The sequence below is a fragment of the Ensifer sp. R1-3 genome (assembly GCF_056739175.1).
Genome location: NZ_CP096517.1, coordinates 782137 through 798525 on the forward strand (window position 1 = coordinate 782137; position 16389 = coordinate 798525).

Consider the following 16389-nt stretch of genomic DNA (forward strand, 5'->3'; position numbering starts at 1 on the left):
GCCGCCCGCTTCACCAAAGGGCAATAGCCAGGGCTCAATATTGGTCATACGATCGTCACGAACGGGGCTGGTCATGCTTTTTCCATCGGCTCCAGAAAGGCGTCAATTGGAAAGCCCAGCGCGCATAGTGGCTGTCGTCGATGACGATCCGAGCATGCGCAGGAGCGTCGAGCGCCTCTTGAAGGTAAATGGATTTGTCGCTGAAGGACACTCGTCGGCCGAAGCCTTTCTCAACAGTGCCGATGTAAGCCAGATTGGCTGTGTTGTGCTCGATATCCACTTAGGCGGCATGTCGGGCATCGCGCTGTGGCACCGTCTGAGGGACACTGGCACGAACCTCTCGATCATCTTCATCACCGCGGTGGAGGACGAGGCCCTCGAACGGGAGGCACTTAAGGCGGGCTGCGTCGCGTATCTTCACAAGCCGTTCCCGGCCGACTTATTGATCGGCGCTGTCAACAGGGCGCTGGAGGGTCCGCCGGGCAACTGAACGCGAGCCCACGTCGCGAAAGGACAATTGGCAGCGGTCGAATTTCACCTCACAAAGTGTGGAGTAGCCGGAGTCGCACATTTTGGGCCTGAGCCGCCCGCGAGCCACCTAAACTGGGTCAAGACATTGCCGGGGCGAGGATGGTTTGCATATCTCCGCTGGTACGGGCCAACCGAAGGGTTTTCCGACAACAACTGGTCTTTGCCGGATATCGAGCCTGAGCTTTGAATTGCTTCAACGATTCGAGGTTCCCGTCTCGTGGCCGAAAGCGGCTTTTGATGGGCCCGCATCGGCACTCGTGGCAAAGGGCACCCCGATTTGTTGAGGATGACCGTCAAGCGGTTGGCCACTTCCTATTCTTGACTCGCCAGAAGCGCGTGCCCTCCGCCAGGCTCAGGCGCATCGCCGCTGCATCCCAAGTGCCAACGTTGACGTTCCGCATGACATGGCGATGTCGGGTTGTCAGAACCGACACCTTCAGCAGTGTAAATGCGCGAAAACCTGGCAGGTGACGTCGAGGTAGCGCACCCGGCGCGCGGGGCTAGCCGCGGAACTCACGCCTGACCGGTTTTCTTACGCCAGTGGTGCGACCTTGCTATTCGACGTCGAACCGCGCAAGCATCTTCTTGAGTTGCACGTTCTGTGCATGAAGCTGTTTAGCCAGCAACCTTTTGAGGCGCTTGTTGTCTGCCTCCAGGGCGGCAAGCTCGTCGAGGGAGATCCGCTCGTCGACAGTCCCGGTCTGCGGCTTTGGATCCTCGATCCCAACCTCCGAATTGTGCGCGATCGGCTGGGCGTACGTGCGCTTGGCGCGCTTTCGAGGGGTGCCGGTTGATGTCGTTCCTGGCTGCGACGCCGGTTGGCCCTCCTCTACTTGCACGACCGTTCCGGGCGGATGATCGGCCTCCTGGTGCTTTGAGATTTCGAGCTCTGCGCCGTTGGCAAATGGCATCGGTGCTAATGCAACGTCGACATCGTGGGCGGGTTGATTGACAGGCTCTGCATCGATCGGATCAGCCGGCGCAGTTTCAGCCGAGTTTAGCGTTCCAGCCGCTTCACTTGGATTGAACAGATGCGGCGTGGTCTCTTCCACTTCGCGGGCCAAAGCCTTAAGATCTGTGTTTCCCCAGATTGACTTCGTCTGGGCTTTTGGCTGTCGTCGCCCCGACTTGAATTCAACAACAAACCTCCGTTGTGGAGTCTTCATCTACTTTCGATCCCAAGCAAACGTGAAAAATGAACGCCGATTGGCGCCGTTGCATTCCTGCGGGCGCACCAATACAGCCGTTCCTCGCCCGCTTCAACTCCCTGCTAAACCAACCCCGCAGTTCGCGTGTCTTTCACCCGGCGACGAGATGGGAACAGCAGGGTTCGCTTGTCGCGACAATGCGAATTGCGGAGGCACATCTGGCAGAACACTGAGGACGACGAAGAACCTGTCGCCCCGCGCATTCCCGGTTCTGTCAATCCAGACCGAGCCTCTTGCGCAATTCGGCGTTTTCCGCGCGCAGCTTCTCCGCCAGTCGTTTGCGGAGCCTCTGGTTTTCCTCTTCCAGCTTGACAAGATCTGCCAACTCATCGCCGGCCGGCAGGGGCTTGGCACTCTTCGTGTCCATTTTTCCGATAGACTTCGCGGCACCTTTCCAATGATAGTAGGTTTGCTCTGATATGCCGGCGCTCTGGATAGCGTTCTTGAGGGTGTTGCCTTCGCTGACTTGCGTCTCGATCAGCTTAAGCTTGTCGTTCCTCTCTTGTTCGCCATACCTCCTGGGTTTAGCGGCCGGCGCCTTTGGTTGAGCTGGTTCGGCAGCCGCCTTCTGAGGCCGTGGCGACCTCAGCTTCTTAGCCGTTGGTGCTTTCACTTCAGCGTCCGCCGCTACAGCCGCAGCAACTGGTCCTGTATTGCTCTCGTCAGCCATCAGTAATTCCCTCCTTTAGTCATCGCCTGTTTTCCGCCGAGTGCCCCACAGAGTCAACACAACCATCAGAGTCCTGCTTTACGGACAGTTGATGCCTTGCTCACACCTAGAGACGATCTACCGATGAGAGCTTCCGGCCCTCACCGGAAATAGACGGGGCCGACCCCTATCCCTAATTCGACGATCGTGGCCCCCTACAGGTTGGCGCAGGTTCGGCGCGAGCGAAGGCTATCGCAGTGTAAATGCCGCAGGGCACCGCCTGCCAACGCGATCACCTTGCTTGCTTGGCCACCTTTACTTCTCATGTTGTATCAACGCCCTCGGACGCGCAATATAAAACCCGCAGGCGAAATTCCTCTAAAAGTAATACTTGAAAATAGACTCGACGAGAAAGTCGTTCTCTGGTTCTATCTCGGCGTGCTTTATACGACGGGGCGTGCAAATGGCTTATGATTGGGATGGAAAGCGAACACGTCGGCTCCAAATGCTCAGGTTCATGGGAGCTCTGGCTGTGCCTGCTCTGCTATTTGGTTCGGCCATTGGGGCGCTGCAGTGGATCGATGCGGACCGTCAGGCCGTAAATACGGCTCAATTTCGATAGATCTCAAGCCAAGCTGCACCCGTGCAGTTCAGGCAGAAACGCAGAGGCACGAAGGGTCTTCCGTCGCAGCCGGCGGTGGAGGGAGGGGAATGATGGAATCAGCTCAAACCTCGAGTTTCGATCCAATTGGGCCTGACGAGTTGGAGACAATCGGAAGGGCCTTCCTGCACGAACTGCAAAGGCGAGCTTTGCCACGCAAGTCAGAAGAAGCTGAAGCGCTCGCCGCAAAACTGATAAATGCATATCAATCAGGGGTTCGCGACGACCTGGGCTTGAGTATTGTCGCTGGGCTGTCCTGAGGCGCAGCACGCGTCGGCGAAAGTACGCACTGCGCCCTATTTGATGGGTGCCTGCTCAACAGGCTTTCGGACCGATTCAATTGAATGGCGGCGAGGGCTTCCCACCAAACGAAGATGACTCAGCCGCGCTTATAGGAGTGCCGCCGAGTTCACGAAAGTTCGAATCGCTCGAGCATTTTCTTCAGCTGAACGTTCTGCAGATGAAGCTTTTGAGCGAGTTGGGTCCTCAGCATTTTGATTTCTTCGTCGAGTGTCGCCAATTCATGGAAAAACAAGTCACATGAAGACGATTGTTGCAGGCTTTGATGATGCTTTTGGACGACAGCGCTCTGGGCAGCCACGTGGGCGTTGGCTCTCTTCCCACGTTCTCGACGCTTGATCCGCGGTTTGCGGTGCGACTTTGTGCTTGCCGCGCTTTTCGGAACCAGCGAATTCGCTTCGGCGTCCAATTGGTCGGCTTCGTCACGCGCGGTTGTTTGAGCTTCATCAGCATCGATTGGCGGTTCTAACGCCTGTGCGACGCCGTTATGACCTTCCGGCTCAATCGGTGCGATTGGCCCTTGATCAACCAAGACGTGCTCATTTCGACCAAGTGGGCTGTCAGCGAGCGTCGGACTGGGTGGAAGTGCGGACGTATGCTCGAGAGACTGGGACTTGGTGTCATTCCCGGCCGAGCTCTCTTGCGCTTTCCCCGATGGTCGCCGCGACGCCAATTGGGCAAGGAATTTCCACGGTGTTTTCATAGTGTCCCCACCTTGAGCAAGCCGGACTGCGGTCCTATTGAGGTTTTGCTACTCACCCAGACATTTTCTTTTAATGCGGCGGGAAAGGTTCGACAGCAGTATACTCTTCTGTCGTCGGTGTCTTTCCGTGGCGTCCGCCACGACAAGCCTGTCATTGAGGACTGTACTATTCTCTTCAGCCATCAGATGATCTCCTTCTGGAAGCAGAAGTCTGTTTTCGGCCGAGCGGAAGACGGAGTCAACAAAGCTGCCCTTGTTGCAGCGGCGCCCTGAACCTTGGGCGAAGCCCTCTGGGATTTCCACGATCCCAGAACTCGCAGACGGGGATGTCGTCGAAGGGGCTTCTAGCGCGCAACAGAAACGAAAGCCGTGGCAATCAAGCGGCGCTGCGCCGCAGGTGCTTCAGCGCGACATACTCCCAGACGGCGACCACGAGCAGTATCGCACCTGAGAGCGCCTGGATAACGAAGTTGGCGACGAATGGCACAAGCGTGAAACTAGCTGTGAGCAGGCCGATGCCAAAGACATGCGAATAGGGCAGGACGCGCGATGACACCCTTTTCATCCACATCGTCCCTGCCAGGAACAGGATCGGCCCGCCGAGTTGAGCCAGCGCGAAATTGTATGTTCCCGGTTCGTAAGGGTGCGCCAGGCTGAAATCTTCTCCGACCGCCGTGAAGATGATGCCCCCTACGATCGGAAGGTGGCCATAGGTAAAGAGATACTGCGCGGTGGTTTGCGGTTTGGACGTGCCTTCTGCCTTGTCAGCGGCCCGTTCCTGCCCGTCGTGAAAATAGATCCACCACATGAGAACCGTGGTGAGAAATGAAAAACAGAGGACCCATGGCGTGCCCTCAGTCTCGAGGTTGCTGAACGTATGTTTGCCAGTTGTCAGGATGGTCTCGCCAAGTGCGATGATGACAAAAAGAGCGCTGCGTTCAGCTAGGTGTTCCCCGTCGATATCAAGGGTTTCCCGCGGCGACGCTCCGATAAGTGGCACCCAGTAGCGGACCGTCGGACCTGTATATTCCACAACGAGCGCCACGATCCACAGGACGACGCGCACATGCGGTTCCGACAGGCCTCCCGTAATCCAGAAGGTGCTCGAAATCGTAAGCCAGGCGGTGATCCGGAAAAAGGCCATGAACGAGGCCGGGTCGCCTCTTCGGAATGCATAGAGTGCGAACAGCGACCGACTGACCTGCATTGCTGAATAGGCGACGGCAAAGACAAGGCCCATGCCTTTGAAGGCCTCGGGCAGCGCAATCGCCATTACGATGCCGCAGAACATCAGGGTGAAGAGCAGCAGGCGGACCGGTTCGATCTCGGTATCCAGAAGATCCATGACCCACGTCGTATGGATCCATACCCACCAAAGCGCGAAGATGAAGAGCACTGCTTCGGCAGCTATGCCAAAACTGAAATCATCCGAAAGGGTCTCGGAGAGCTGAATCAGCGCAAAAACAAAAACGAGATCGAAAAAGAGTTCAGGAAAGCTCGCCTTTGTCTGATCCGTATTCTCCTTCCGGAGCCAGTGCGGGTGGTTTTCAGCCATGGGACCCTCGTAAGGATGACAAGCAGAGATATTTAGCGACTCGCGGGTCATAGCGCCTTCGTTCCGACGGAAATATCTGCACTCTGCATCGCTCGATTTCATTGGAAACAGGCTGCGGAGAAGATCTTTGACGGAAACGCGCACAAACGAACGGAGACTTGAACTCACCAGCCGCATCGTTTCGGCATATTTGAGCCGCAATGTCATTGCCCCCGACGAACTCCCTTATCTCATCCAGCAAACCTACGGCTCCCTGAACGAAACTTCTGGACCAGCGGAGACCCCGCCAGCAGTCGAGGAACAACGCCCCGCGGTCCCGATCAAGAAGTCGGTGACCGACGACTTCATCGTCTGCTTGGAGGACGGCAAGAAATTCAAATCTCTCAAGCGGCATTTGACTACAAAATACGGTATGACGCCGGACCAGTATCGTGAAAAATGGAAGCTTCCATCCGAATACCCGATGACCGCTCGCAACTATGCCCTGCAGCGCTCGAAACTCGCACGCTCGATGGGGCTGGGAAAGAGCCGGGCGTCAACGCCCGCTGATGCATAATGGCAGCGACGATGGCGCGGTGAGGCTGCGGCCGAACTACGATGCCAACTATTATGGGGCGTTCGTCCGCGGTCCAGATGGTTACAAAATCGAGGCAGCGACCTACTCCGCAAAGTAGTCGCTAACGGAGGCGCCTATGCCGACCCATCCTTATGCAATTCTCGAAGCCCCTTCCACGTTGGGACTGGCGACCGCCGGAGTGGAGCGCCTACCCGACCAACTCCTGGATCTCGGTCTTGCGGAGCGCATCCAGGCGCGCCACGCCGAGCGGCTGGCGGTGCCGGCGAAGGAGCCTACGCCCGATCCCGAGACTGGCATCCTGAATGCCAGGGCAATTGCGGCGTGGTCGCCCAAGCTCGCCGACGCGGTGGAAGCAGTGCTTGCCGCGGGCGAATTTCCGGTGGTGCTGGGCGGCGATTGCACGATCGTGCTGGGCTCGATGCTCGCGTTTCGCCGACGCGGCCGCTACGGCCTGTTCTTCATCGACGGCAACGCCGATTTCTTCCAGCCCGAGGCGGAGCCTAATGGTGAGGGCGCCTCCATGGACCTTGCCCTCGTTACCGGCTACGGCCCGTCACATCTGACCGACATTGAAGGTCGCGGTCCTCTGGTCCGTCCCGAAGACGCTGTCGCGTTCGCATATCGCGATCACAAGGATCAGGAGGAGTACGGAAGCCAGCCGCTCCCTAACGAGCTCAAGGCGATTGACCTTCCCGCCGTGCGCGCATTGGGCATTGAGGCCGCCGCGCGCGAAGCGGTTGACCACCTGACGCGAGAGGAACTGGACGGCTTCTTCATCCATCTCGACGCCGATTGCCTCGACGACGCCATCATGCCGGCTGTGGATTTCCGCATGCCGGGCGGGTTGTCGTGGGACGAGCTAGGGGCCGCGCTTCGGGTTGCCTTGGCGAGTGGCAAGGCAGTCGGCATCGAGATCACCATCTATAATCCGCGCCTTGATGAGGACGGCAGCGCCGGGCGCGACCTGGCCGACGTACTGGCCACAACCCTCGGAACAGCAGCGCCCTGAACACGACGAGCAACGTCTGCTTTCCGGCGCAGCGGATGGCGTTTGATGACTGCGCAACATTTTGCGCCCTTCTTCGTTTTTCTCAGAGCTCCGAAAATCGAGCCGAAGGGGGTGCCGAGGCTGTGATAGAGACCAACCAATCGCTTGCTGTGATGGACACGGCCAAACGTGAGAACGCTGCCGAACTGGCGTTGACGGCGTTTTGCTGGTGGCGCGCCGATATTCCGCCGCAAGTGTGCGAGGCCTACTGGCGGGATGTACATGGGATTATGTTCGCCGTCGCTCCGGGCCTGTGACAGTGCTTCGCCTTTCAGGTAGTCTCATTTTATGCGCTGGAGGCGGCTCAACTCAGGGCATGGGACACGCGCTCATCTTGTCCGAAGCCGACTTGATCGCATTGAGCAACAATACGCTCCCAAAGGAGGGCATTCCCCACGACGCACACCTTCATCGGCCGCATCGGTCCGCTACTGTCGTTGAGATCTGGAGAATGATCGCCCTACGCCGACGGGAGAGATAGCGACTAACGAACGATCACCTCGGTCTTCTCGAAACGCGTAACATCGATTAGGCCGACGTCGGAGATACGCAGTTCCGGAATCACCACCAACGCCAGCAGAGAGTGCTGCATATAGGCATTATTAAGTTTGCAGCCGCAGGCGCGCATGGCTTCCACGAGGCGACTTGCCTTTTCCGCAACGATTTCCGCGCGCTCGTCCGACATGAGCCCGGCGACTGGCAGTTCGACGAGAGCGAGTTCACGCCCGCCGGCAATGAGCACAATTCCGCCACCCACCTCCTGCAGTCGGTTCGCTGCCTGCGCCATGTCAGCCTTATTCGTGCCAACGACGATCATATGGTGGCTGTCATGGGCGACCGTTGAGGCCATGGCGCAATGGGTGTCGTAACCGAAGCCGGAGACGAAGGCGTTGACCACGCCGCCAGTCGCCCGATGGCGCTCGACCAGCGCGATCTGGCAGACGTCGCTGGCGCTATCCATCTGCACTACGCCGCATTCTACCGGCAGCCGGCGTTGCAAGGCTTTGGTCGGGGCCTGGTTTTCGACGACGCCGATCACCCGCACCTCGACGTCCGACGATCCGGCCGCAGAAATGTCGAAGTCGGTTGGGGCAAGCCTCTTGCCGAGCTTCACCGTGTTTTTGGCGCTCGCCGGATAGTCGTAGGCGGGAATGTCGGCAACCAGCACGCCGTTCTCCGCCAAAAGCCGACCGCGGACGAACACCATCTCGATCGGCAAGGCGGTCAGATCGGAGGTCACGATGAGATCGGCGCGGCGTCCCGGGGCAATTGAGCCCAGATCCCTCTCCAGGCCAAAGTGCTGTGCGGTGTTGAGTGTCGCCATCTGGATCGCGGTGATCGGCTTCAGGCCCTGAGCTATGGCGTGGCGCACCACGCGGTTCATGTGGCCATCGCTGACCAGTGTGCCAGAGTGGCTGTCATCCGTGCAGAGCACGAAATTGCGTGGATCGATGCCCCGTTCGGTAATAGCCTTGACCTGTGCCGCCACGTCGAACCAGGCCGAGCCGAGACGAAGCATGGCCCGCATGCCCTGCCGAACGCGCGCGATCGCGTCGTCGACGGTGGTTCCCTCGTGGTCGTCTGCCGGGCCGCCGGCGGCATAGGCATGGAAGGCTCGGCCCAGGTCCGGCGAGGCATAGTGACCGCCGACCGTCAGGCCTGCGGCCCGCGTTGCGGCGATTTCGGCAACCATCTTGGAATCGTTCGCAGCAACCCCGGGGAAGTTCATCATCTCGCCGAGTCCGATAATGTTGGGCCAGGCAAGGGCCTCGCGCACGTCCGCGGCGCTCAGCGTCGCGCCAGCATTCTCCAGCCCGGGTGCGCTGGGGACGCAGCTCGGAACCTGCACGAAGATGTTGACGGGCAGGGTCTGCGCCTCGTCGTTCATCAGCTTCACGCCGGCCATGCCGAGCACGTTGGCGATCTCGTGAGGGTCCACGAACATGGTCGTCGTGCCGTGCGGAATGACGGCGCGGGCGAACTCGGTCACCGTCACCAGCCCGCTTTCGACATGCATGTGCCCGTCGCAGAGACCGGGGACGAGGTAGCGGCCGGCCGCATCGACGATCTTGGTCCCCTCCCCGATTGTGTGGCCGGCGTCGCGACCGACATAAGCGAAGCGGCCCCCGACGATCGCGACATCGGCGCCCGGCACGATTTCCCCGGAATAGACGTTCACCCACCTGCCGTTGCGGACGACCAAATCCGCTTGCTTCCGCCCCATCGCGACATCTACGAGGCGTGGCGCGATTTCAGACCATGGCTGCAGCATTTCTGCCGACCCTTCCTAATCCAAGCACCGATACGAACCGGCGGCGCCGCTACGCGACACCACCGGAGGAGATCATTGAACCTGCATCACCAGCATCGCGGCAAGCACGGCGACGAACCACATGACGGGCTTGATCTCGGAAACCTTTCCGAGAGCAAGCTTCATCAAAACGAAGGCGATGATGGCAAGCGACAGGCCGAGAGTTATCGAAAACGTCAGCGGAATGAGCACGATTGCGAGAAACGCCGGGATGGCGTCTTCCATATCCGCCCAGTTGATCTGCCCCATCGGCTCCGACATGAAAAGGCCCGTGAGGATGAGGACGGGCGCCGTGGCAATCGCCGGCACCAGCGAAAGAAGCGGCGAGAGGAACAGGAACGGCAGGAATAGGAGCCCCGCAATGAAGGCGACGAGGCCCGTCCGCCCACCCTGCGCGATGCCGGCGCCCGATTCCAAGTAGACCGTTGCCGGGCTCGTGCCGAGCGGTGCGGAAATCAGCGCCGCGACGGCATCTACATGCATCGATTCCTTGATGTTGCGTGGCATCCCGCTCTCGTCCTTCAGGTTGGCCGCTTCCGCGAGCCCCAAGAAAGTCGACAGCGCCTCCACGAAGTTGGTGAAGAGGAAGACGAAGATGAACGGTGCATAGGCGACCTGAAGGGCACCGAGAAGGTCGATCCTGCCGACGAAGCTGAAATCGGGCGCAGCAAACAGCCCGCTCCAGTTGACGAGCGTGTAGACATCCGGCGTCCCACCCGCAAAGGCGCTGCCGTCGCCCCACAGGCGACCGATCGGTATCGCAAGCACTGTGGTGATGATCATGCCGGCCATCATTGCGCCCGGTATACGGCGCACGACCAGCGCAGCCGTGATGATGAAGCCGGTGATGAAGGTGAGCGTGACCGGCGTGAACTGGGTCAGGGCGACGATCGTATCCGGGCTGGCGACGATGAACTTGGCGTTCTCCAGGCCGATCAGCGCAATGAACAGGCCGATCCCGCAAGCGATTCCGTAGCGCAGATCCTTCGGAATCGCCTCGATGACGGCCGTTCGCAGGTTGAGCATGGCGAGGACAGTGAAGAGCACGCCGGCCCAGAACACGCAGCCGAGGGCGATTTCCAGCGGCACTTTCGCCCCCATTACCATCGTGTAGGCAAAGAGGGCGTTGATTCCCATGCCAGGCGCGACGAGAATGGGGCTGCGCGCATAGAGCCCCATTGCGCAGCTGCCGATGAAGCTGACCAGGACGGTGGCCGTGACCCCTCCGGAAAAGGGGATGCCCGCATTCTGCAGGATCGCGGGATTAACCACGATGACATAGGACGCTGCCAGGAAAGTCGTCAGGGCGGCGATGATTTCCGTGCGGATCGTCGATCCGCTGCGGGTGACCTCAAATAGGCGGTCGATGGCGCCGCCGAGCCCGGGTTTCTCCGGGCTGGCGGGATCTCCCCCGACTTTCGACTGATAGTTCATAGTGTTCCTCCCCATTTTGAACATCATCGAGTCGCTTGACGGGTCTCCTACTCCGCCGCAAGCGTGTTCGCCTTGGCAGGCCCATCCGGGGCCAGCGGCGAAATGATCCGCAGATTGACGCAATCGACGACCCCGAGATCGGTCATGGCATAATCGGGGATGGCGGTGATCTGCAGCACGAACATGTACATGAACGGCCAGGGCAGATCGCAACCGAGCCTGCGCGCCGCCTCGTCCAGGCGCAATTCGAACGCCGCCATCTCCGCGGGATCGATGTCAGACACGATGCCGCCGATCGGCAAGTGCAGGAATTCGACGACCTCGCCCTTATCGACAACGACCTGACCACCATTGTTGGCGACGAGGTGGTTGATGGCGATCGCCATGTCCTGGGGATCGGCACCGATGCAAATGATGTTGTTGTCGTCCGGGGCCGTGGAGCTGGCGATGGCGCCGGATTTCAGATTGAAGCCTGACACGAAGGCGACGGGGCGGTTCAGCGTCTTGCCATAGCGCTCGACGACCGTCACGTATTGTACGTTTTGGCTCGCGTCGGCGAGGACCTTTCCGTCGACCACCGGCAGCCTCACGTCCCGCCGGGTGCGCACGAAAACCTTCTCCGGCGTCACCGCGATCGCGAGCACCTCGGCGAACGGCGTCGTGCCGGTGAAGGGCACGGCGATGTCTGCGGCCGTCACTGGCGTAGTCTTGACCGACCGCAGCAGGCCGGCGCTGCGCTGCGGCGGGACCAGTTTCACTACAATACGCCCGTCGCGGGCCGCCACGGTACCGTTTGCCACGACCGCCTCGATGCGGAAGTCACGCAAGTCGTTAACGATCAGGATGTCGGCCGTGCGCCCGGGAGAGATCGAACCGACCTTGTGGTCGATGCGCAGTGCTTCCGCTCCATTGATCGTCGCCATCTGGATGGCGGCCATCGGCGAAATGCCCATGGCCATCGCCATGCGGACCATGTTGTCGAGATGTCCGCGGGAAAGAATGTCGCTGGCTACCACATCGTCCGTGCAGAAGCTGATGCGGCGCAGCGCCTTCACCCCCATCTCCGTGACGATGCGCAGATTGTCGGACAAAAAGTGAGAGATGGAGGATTCACGCACGACGACGTGCATGCCTGCGCGCAGCTTCTCCACCATTTCCTCAGGGGTGTAGCTCTCGTGATCGGCACGCACGCCCGACTGCATGTATCCGTTGAGGCGCGCGCCGCGGGTCATAGGGCAGCAACCGAGCACAGGCAGGCGGTTCGCCTGACCGATCTCTATGGCCTGCAGGACGTCCTCGTCCTCCTCCTGGATGAATTCGCGCACGGTCTCCCATATCCCGACGCATTCCGGCCAATGATGCGTATCGCGGTGGTCCTTCGGGCTGAAATAGTGGCCTACGGTGGAGCGCGGCATGGTGTAGGGCGTCTTGCACGGCGCACCCCAAAACACTTTGAGCGGCGTCTGCCTGACCTCGTCGAGGAATTCACGCGCGGCGTCCGGACCACCAACGACGATGATCTGGTCGAGGCCGGAGACGATTGAGGTCGTGCCAAGCGGCAGAACTGCCTTGGCAAAGCTCGTCAGCGACAGTTTCGAGCATTCGACGTGAAGATGGCCGTCGATCATGCCGGGAGTGAGATATCTGTCCGCCGCGTCGATAATCTCCGTCTGCGGCCCGATATATTCACTGATATCACCGACCGCAATGATGCGATCGCGGTAGATGGCGACGTCAGCCTGATAGATCTCTTCCGAAACAACATTGACCAGCCGGCCGCCGCAAACAGCCACGGTCGCCTTGGTCTCCCCGCCCGAAGCGGCGCGGATGAATTCTCGAACGTCGGACATTCAGACCTCCCTTGTCAGAAGGGAGTATTCCAGTTGGTTTATGTTTGAACAACTGGCCGAACCAGCCCTATTATCGAACGTATCGTCCAACATGTTGTACGAAGGGAAACGACCAATGGACCTTTCAGTAGTCGATTGTTTCGTGAAGGTAGCGGATGCAAGGTCTATTTCGGCAGCGTCGCGCCTTCATCGATTGCCGAAGTCGACCCTTAGCCATCGCATCCGCCAACTGGAAGACCAATTCGGTGTCGAGCTGTTCGTACGCGAGGGCCACCAGCTGCACCTGACCGATGCCGGCTCGGAACTCCTGCGCCATGCTCGGAAGATCCGGGCGAGCTGTGACGATGCGGTCACCGCAATGGCCGAAATGCATAAGGAGGTGGCGGGAACGCTGCGGGTCGGCTCGACGGGCGAGTTCGGCACCACCGTCACCTCCGAATTGCTTTACGCCTTCCAGATGAAGTATCCGCAGATCATCCTCGACGTCGTGTTCCTCTCCGCCCGCCAGCCGTTCACCGACGTTTCGGACATGGCGCTGGATGGTATCTTCCATTGGGGCGAGCCGTCAGACGTCGATTATGTCAGCCGCCGGCTGGCAACGGCTTCCTACGGCCTCTATGCCAGCCCCGAATACCTGGCGCAACACGACCAACCGGCAAGCGAAGACGAATTGGCGCGCCACCGGGGCCTGATCTTTCGCAGCACGACGAGGTTGCAACCCTGGCACCTTTCGCGGCCGGGCGGACCGGAGACGGAAATCCTGCTCACTGCCGCGCTGACAGCGAACGACTACTGGACCCTCAAATATTTTGCCGTCGCCGGACAGGGCATCGCCTACCTTCCGGGCTTCTTTGTCGAAACGGAGTGCCAGAGCGGGCTTCTGGTGCCCGTCCTTCCGGAATGGCGGTCGCGCGAAATGGCAATCAACCTTGTCTATTCGCGGCGCCGGCACGTCTCCCGCCGATTCAAGGCCTTTGTGAGCTTTTGCATGGAGTTCTACCGCCGACGCGAACGCGACCAGATCCCGCGCTATTTCGTCGAAAAGATCGCGCGCGAAAAGCTTTAAATGCCGAGCGGCGGGATCAGCATTGCTCGCTCCAAGGCGACCGATGCCGCCCACACCATTTGTCTCCAAGCGGCAAAGAACCTCCTACGTCGCCTTGGCGCGTCAAATGTCGGTATTCGTATCGGCGACGGGACTCGGCCTGGGCGCGCCCCATGCGAAAAGATCCCGGTCACTGCCTGAGAAGGCCCGCGGGTCGACGCTCAGCACACCCGGAGCTTGTGTCAATCGTCAATCGGCACTGGACATATACACGCCGAAACCGAGTAGATGATCAACGCATTGTTTTCTTACATTGCGGTGCTTCTTACTCTCCACATCAGCTCTGGCAGCGATCTTGACGAGAATGTCCGCGAGAGTGTGGGCTTCGGTCGATACGCTCTATTGTCAGCAGCCACTGGAGGAAAACTCCTGGGTGCGTCGCGAGATGCGCCGAGCGGCTTCCCACCGTATGCACCACTTGCGGAAGGCAACGACGGACACAAGCAATTCGCTATAGCGAGCTCTCGGCGTCGCAGTCCGCTCGCCCGAGCATTTGGAGAAGCCAGACGACACCGGCTCGCCCGATAGGCAAGCCAGACCGGACGACGTCTCTCGCCGATATCGGATGTTTCCCCTGGCGAGCACAAAAGGTCGGCTCCGGCAGAGTGCGAAATGACACCAAATGAGCTTCGCGGTCTACTGCGGCCCAAGCTGCATGGCATCAGCTGACCGCGGATACCTCAACCGATGTCGACTATTGATCACTTTGCCAGATAGTCACGGGTCGAAACCACCTGTCCGTACCCGAAGGCCAGGGCGGACATATATGCAGCGTGGACTTTCGCGGCGGCCACGACCTCGCCTCGGAACTCGAGGTCGCGCGTAGCGCAGGCGTCTTCAACGACCGTCGTCTTGTAGCCGAGATCGGAGGCTGCTCTGGCGGTCGCATCGATGCACATGTGGCTCATCGCGCCAATGACTGTCACTTCATCGACACCGTCAGAAGACAGCAGGGAGGCCAACTCGGTTTCGCGAAATGAATTGGGGTATCGTTTGGTGACAACCGCTTCACCATGCTGCGGAGCGATGTTGGGAATTATCTCCGCTCCCTCCGTGCCCGACACGAAGAATGGTGCACCGGCTGGGCTCTCGTGGCGGATATTGACGACGAGATCGCCGGACCGACGAGCCGCGTCGACGAGGCGTGCTGCGTTTTCAAGTGCTGTGTCAATGCCCACCAAGGGAAATTTGCCTGTTGCCAGGTAGTCGTTCTGCAGGTCAACGACGATGATCGCACGCTTGCTCATAGGATATCCTTTCCAGACTATGTCTTGATTTAACAGATCGCGATCGACCATATGAGTGGCATAATTGACAAATACAGGGGCGGTATGGACAGCATGGAAGATACATTGGAGATCGGAATCCTCCGTTACGACGGCGCTCAAGCCGCGGCTGTATTGGGCATGACTGATCTTCTGACCGCCGCCGCAGGCATCGCTCGCCAGCGGCACGGCGTCAGTCATCCTCTTCGCGTAAGTCATTGGACGCGAGCAACCGGTAAACGCACGCCTGAACGGGTTTTCTCGTCCGATCCCGTATCGCTAGGTGACCGTCCGACTGTTATTGTCATTCCTCCGGGCCTCGGCGATCCGCTACCGGAGAGGGAGGCGAGGTACTATGCAGACTGGCTTCGCTCTGAACATTCGAAGGGCGCGGGCCTGTGCTCAATCTGCAAAGGCGCCTTTTTGTTGGGAGAGACAGGACTCCTTGCGGGGCGCACCGTGACCACCCACTGGAGCTATGAGGAGCACCTTGTCTCGCGTTTTCCCGACATCAATGTAAACACGGACCGTCTGATCATCGATGACGGCGACATCCTGACCGCCGGCGGCGTGATGGCATGGATCGACCTCAGCCTGATACTGATCGAGCGTTTTCTCGGCCCGACGATCATGGTCGAAACAGCAAGAGCCTTCCTCGTCGACCCGCCCGGCAGGGAACAAAGCTACTACAGCGCCTTCTCTCCCCGTCTCAATCACGGTGACGACGCGATCTTGAAGGTTCAACACTGGCTTCAGGCCACCGGCGGGAAGGACATGGGCCTTGCCGTGCTGGCAGAGCATGCACGGTTGGAACCGCGAACCTTCATGCGGCGATTCCAAAAGGCAACCGGTCATACGGCCGGCGAGTATGTCCAGCGTTTGCGTATCAATAAGGCACGCGACCTACTCCAGTTTACGCGCGATCCTGTCGATGCCATCGCCTGGAAAGTACACTACAGTGATCCGAGCTCCTTTCGGAAAATCTTCACCCGTATCATTGGGCTGACCCCTGCCGAGTATCGTCAGCGTTTTACTTCGCATCAATTGTCACCTGGAACTTGATGAGGTCAGCGCGCTCGACACCGTTGACAGCAGCACAATCCGCTTCTCGGTCGATCGGAGCAACAGCCGCGATGATGCTCATTGGCAGCATATCGGAGCGGCGGTTATGCTCGGATTGCTGAAACCTCTC

At 59.5% G+C, this 16389-nt stretch carries 15 protein-coding genes; 7 read left to right on the forward strand and 8 right to left on the reverse strand.

The features are described 5' to 3' along the window. Positions 1-73: 73 nt before the first annotated feature. Positions 74-490, forward strand: coding sequence for a response regulator transcription factor (locus M1D43_RS28695; RefSeq protein WP_015242124.1), 417 nt, complete (start codon positions 74-76; stop codon positions 488-490). A gap of 595 nt (positions 491-1085) precedes the next feature. Here the strand turns inward: M1D43_RS28695 and M1D43_RS28700 are convergent. Further along, positions 1086-1697 (reverse strand): hypothetical protein, encoded by a 612-nt coding sequence (locus tag M1D43_RS28700; RefSeq protein WP_127540869.1) that lies wholly within the window; start codon positions 1695-1697, stop codon positions 1086-1088. A 256-nt stretch (positions 1698-1953) separates the two neighbouring features. After that, positions 1954-2409: a transposase gene (locus M1D43_RS28705; protein ID WP_015242122.1), complete on the reverse strand. Its 456-nt coding sequence runs from the start codon at positions 2407-2409 to the stop codon at positions 1954-1956. Between the two features lie 690 nt (positions 2410-3099). Here M1D43_RS28705 and M1D43_RS28710 point away from each other — a divergent pair. Then, on the forward strand, positions 3100-3309 hold the full coding sequence (locus M1D43_RS28710) for a hypothetical protein (RefSeq protein ID WP_015242121.1): 210 nt from the start codon (positions 3100-3102) through the stop codon (positions 3307-3309). Positions 3310-3458: 149 nt separating this feature from the next. Here M1D43_RS28710 and M1D43_RS28715 read toward each other — a convergent pair whose 3' ends face one another. After that, positions 3459-4052 (reverse strand): hypothetical protein, encoded by a 594-nt coding sequence (locus M1D43_RS28715; protein WP_027990345.1) that lies wholly within the window; start codon positions 4050-4052, stop codon positions 3459-3461. 376 nt (positions 4053-4428) lie between these two features. Then, positions 4429-5607 (reverse strand): low temperature requirement protein A, encoded by a 1179-nt coding sequence (locus M1D43_RS28720; protein WP_027990347.1) that lies wholly within the window; start codon positions 5605-5607, stop codon positions 4429-4431. A 127-nt stretch (positions 5608-5734) separates the two neighbouring features. On the opposite strand from M1D43_RS28720, the gene M1D43_RS28725 reads away from it, so the two are divergent. The 3 genes from M1D43_RS28725 to M1D43_RS28735 all read left to right on the forward strand — a co-directional run bounded on the left by M1D43_RS28725 (position 5735) and on the right by M1D43_RS28735 (position 7489). After that, positions 5735-6163, forward strand: a complete 429-nt coding sequence (locus M1D43_RS28725; RefSeq protein WP_017265255.1) for a Ros/MucR family transcriptional regulator — start codon at positions 5735-5737, stop codon at positions 6161-6163. Positions 6164-6299: 136 nt separating this feature from the next. Next, positions 6300-7193: an arginase family protein gene (locus M1D43_RS28730; protein ID WP_017265253.1), complete on the forward strand. Its 894-nt coding sequence runs from the start codon at positions 6300-6302 to the stop codon at positions 7191-7193. 35 nt (positions 7194-7228) lie between these two features. Next, positions 7229-7489: a hypothetical protein gene (locus M1D43_RS28735; RefSeq protein WP_017265252.1), complete on the forward strand. Its 261-nt coding sequence runs from the start codon at positions 7229-7231 to the stop codon at positions 7487-7489. A gap of 227 nt (positions 7490-7716) precedes the next feature. Here M1D43_RS28735 and ade read toward each other — a convergent pair whose 3' ends face one another. The 3 genes from ade to M1D43_RS28750 form a co-directional block, all read right to left on the reverse strand. Continuing rightward, entirely contained in the window at positions 7717-9504 is a 1788-nt protein-coding gene (ade, locus tag M1D43_RS28740) for an adenine deaminase (protein ID WP_017265251.1), read from the reverse strand. Positions 9505-9576: 72 nt separating this feature from the next. After that, positions 9577-10977: an NCS2 family permease gene (locus tag M1D43_RS28745; protein ID WP_017265250.1), complete on the reverse strand. Its 1401-nt coding sequence runs from the start codon at positions 10975-10977 to the stop codon at positions 9577-9579. Positions 10978-11024: 47 nt separating this feature from the next. Continuing rightward, positions 11025-12827, reverse strand: a complete 1803-nt coding sequence (locus tag M1D43_RS28750) for an adenine deaminase C-terminal domain-containing protein (RefSeq protein ID WP_318853483.1) — start codon at positions 12825-12827, stop codon at positions 11025-11027. 115 nt (positions 12828-12942) lie between these two features. Between M1D43_RS28750 and M1D43_RS28755 the strand changes: the two genes are divergently transcribed. Continuing rightward, the gene (locus M1D43_RS28755; protein WP_017265248.1) at positions 12943-13893 is read left to right on the forward strand and encodes a LysR family transcriptional regulator; all 951 of its coding nucleotides are present in this window, start codon (positions 12943-12945) and stop codon (positions 13891-13893) included. A 740-nt stretch (positions 13894-14633) separates the two neighbouring features. On the opposite strand, the gene M1D43_RS28760 is transcribed toward M1D43_RS28755, so the two are convergent. Continuing rightward, positions 14634-15179 carry a cysteine hydrolase family protein gene (locus M1D43_RS28760; RefSeq protein ID WP_318853480.1) on the reverse strand — a complete coding sequence of 182 codons (546 nt, stop codon included), beginning with the start codon at positions 15177-15179 and terminating at the stop codon, positions 14634-14636. A gap of 51 nt (positions 15180-15230) precedes the next feature. Between M1D43_RS28760 and M1D43_RS28765 the strand changes: the two genes are divergently transcribed. Further along, positions 15231-16259, forward strand: coding sequence for a GlxA family transcriptional regulator (locus M1D43_RS28765; protein ID WP_164780967.1), 1029 nt, complete (start codon positions 15231-15233; stop codon positions 16257-16259). The last annotated feature ends 130 nt before the right edge of the window (positions 16260-16389 follow it).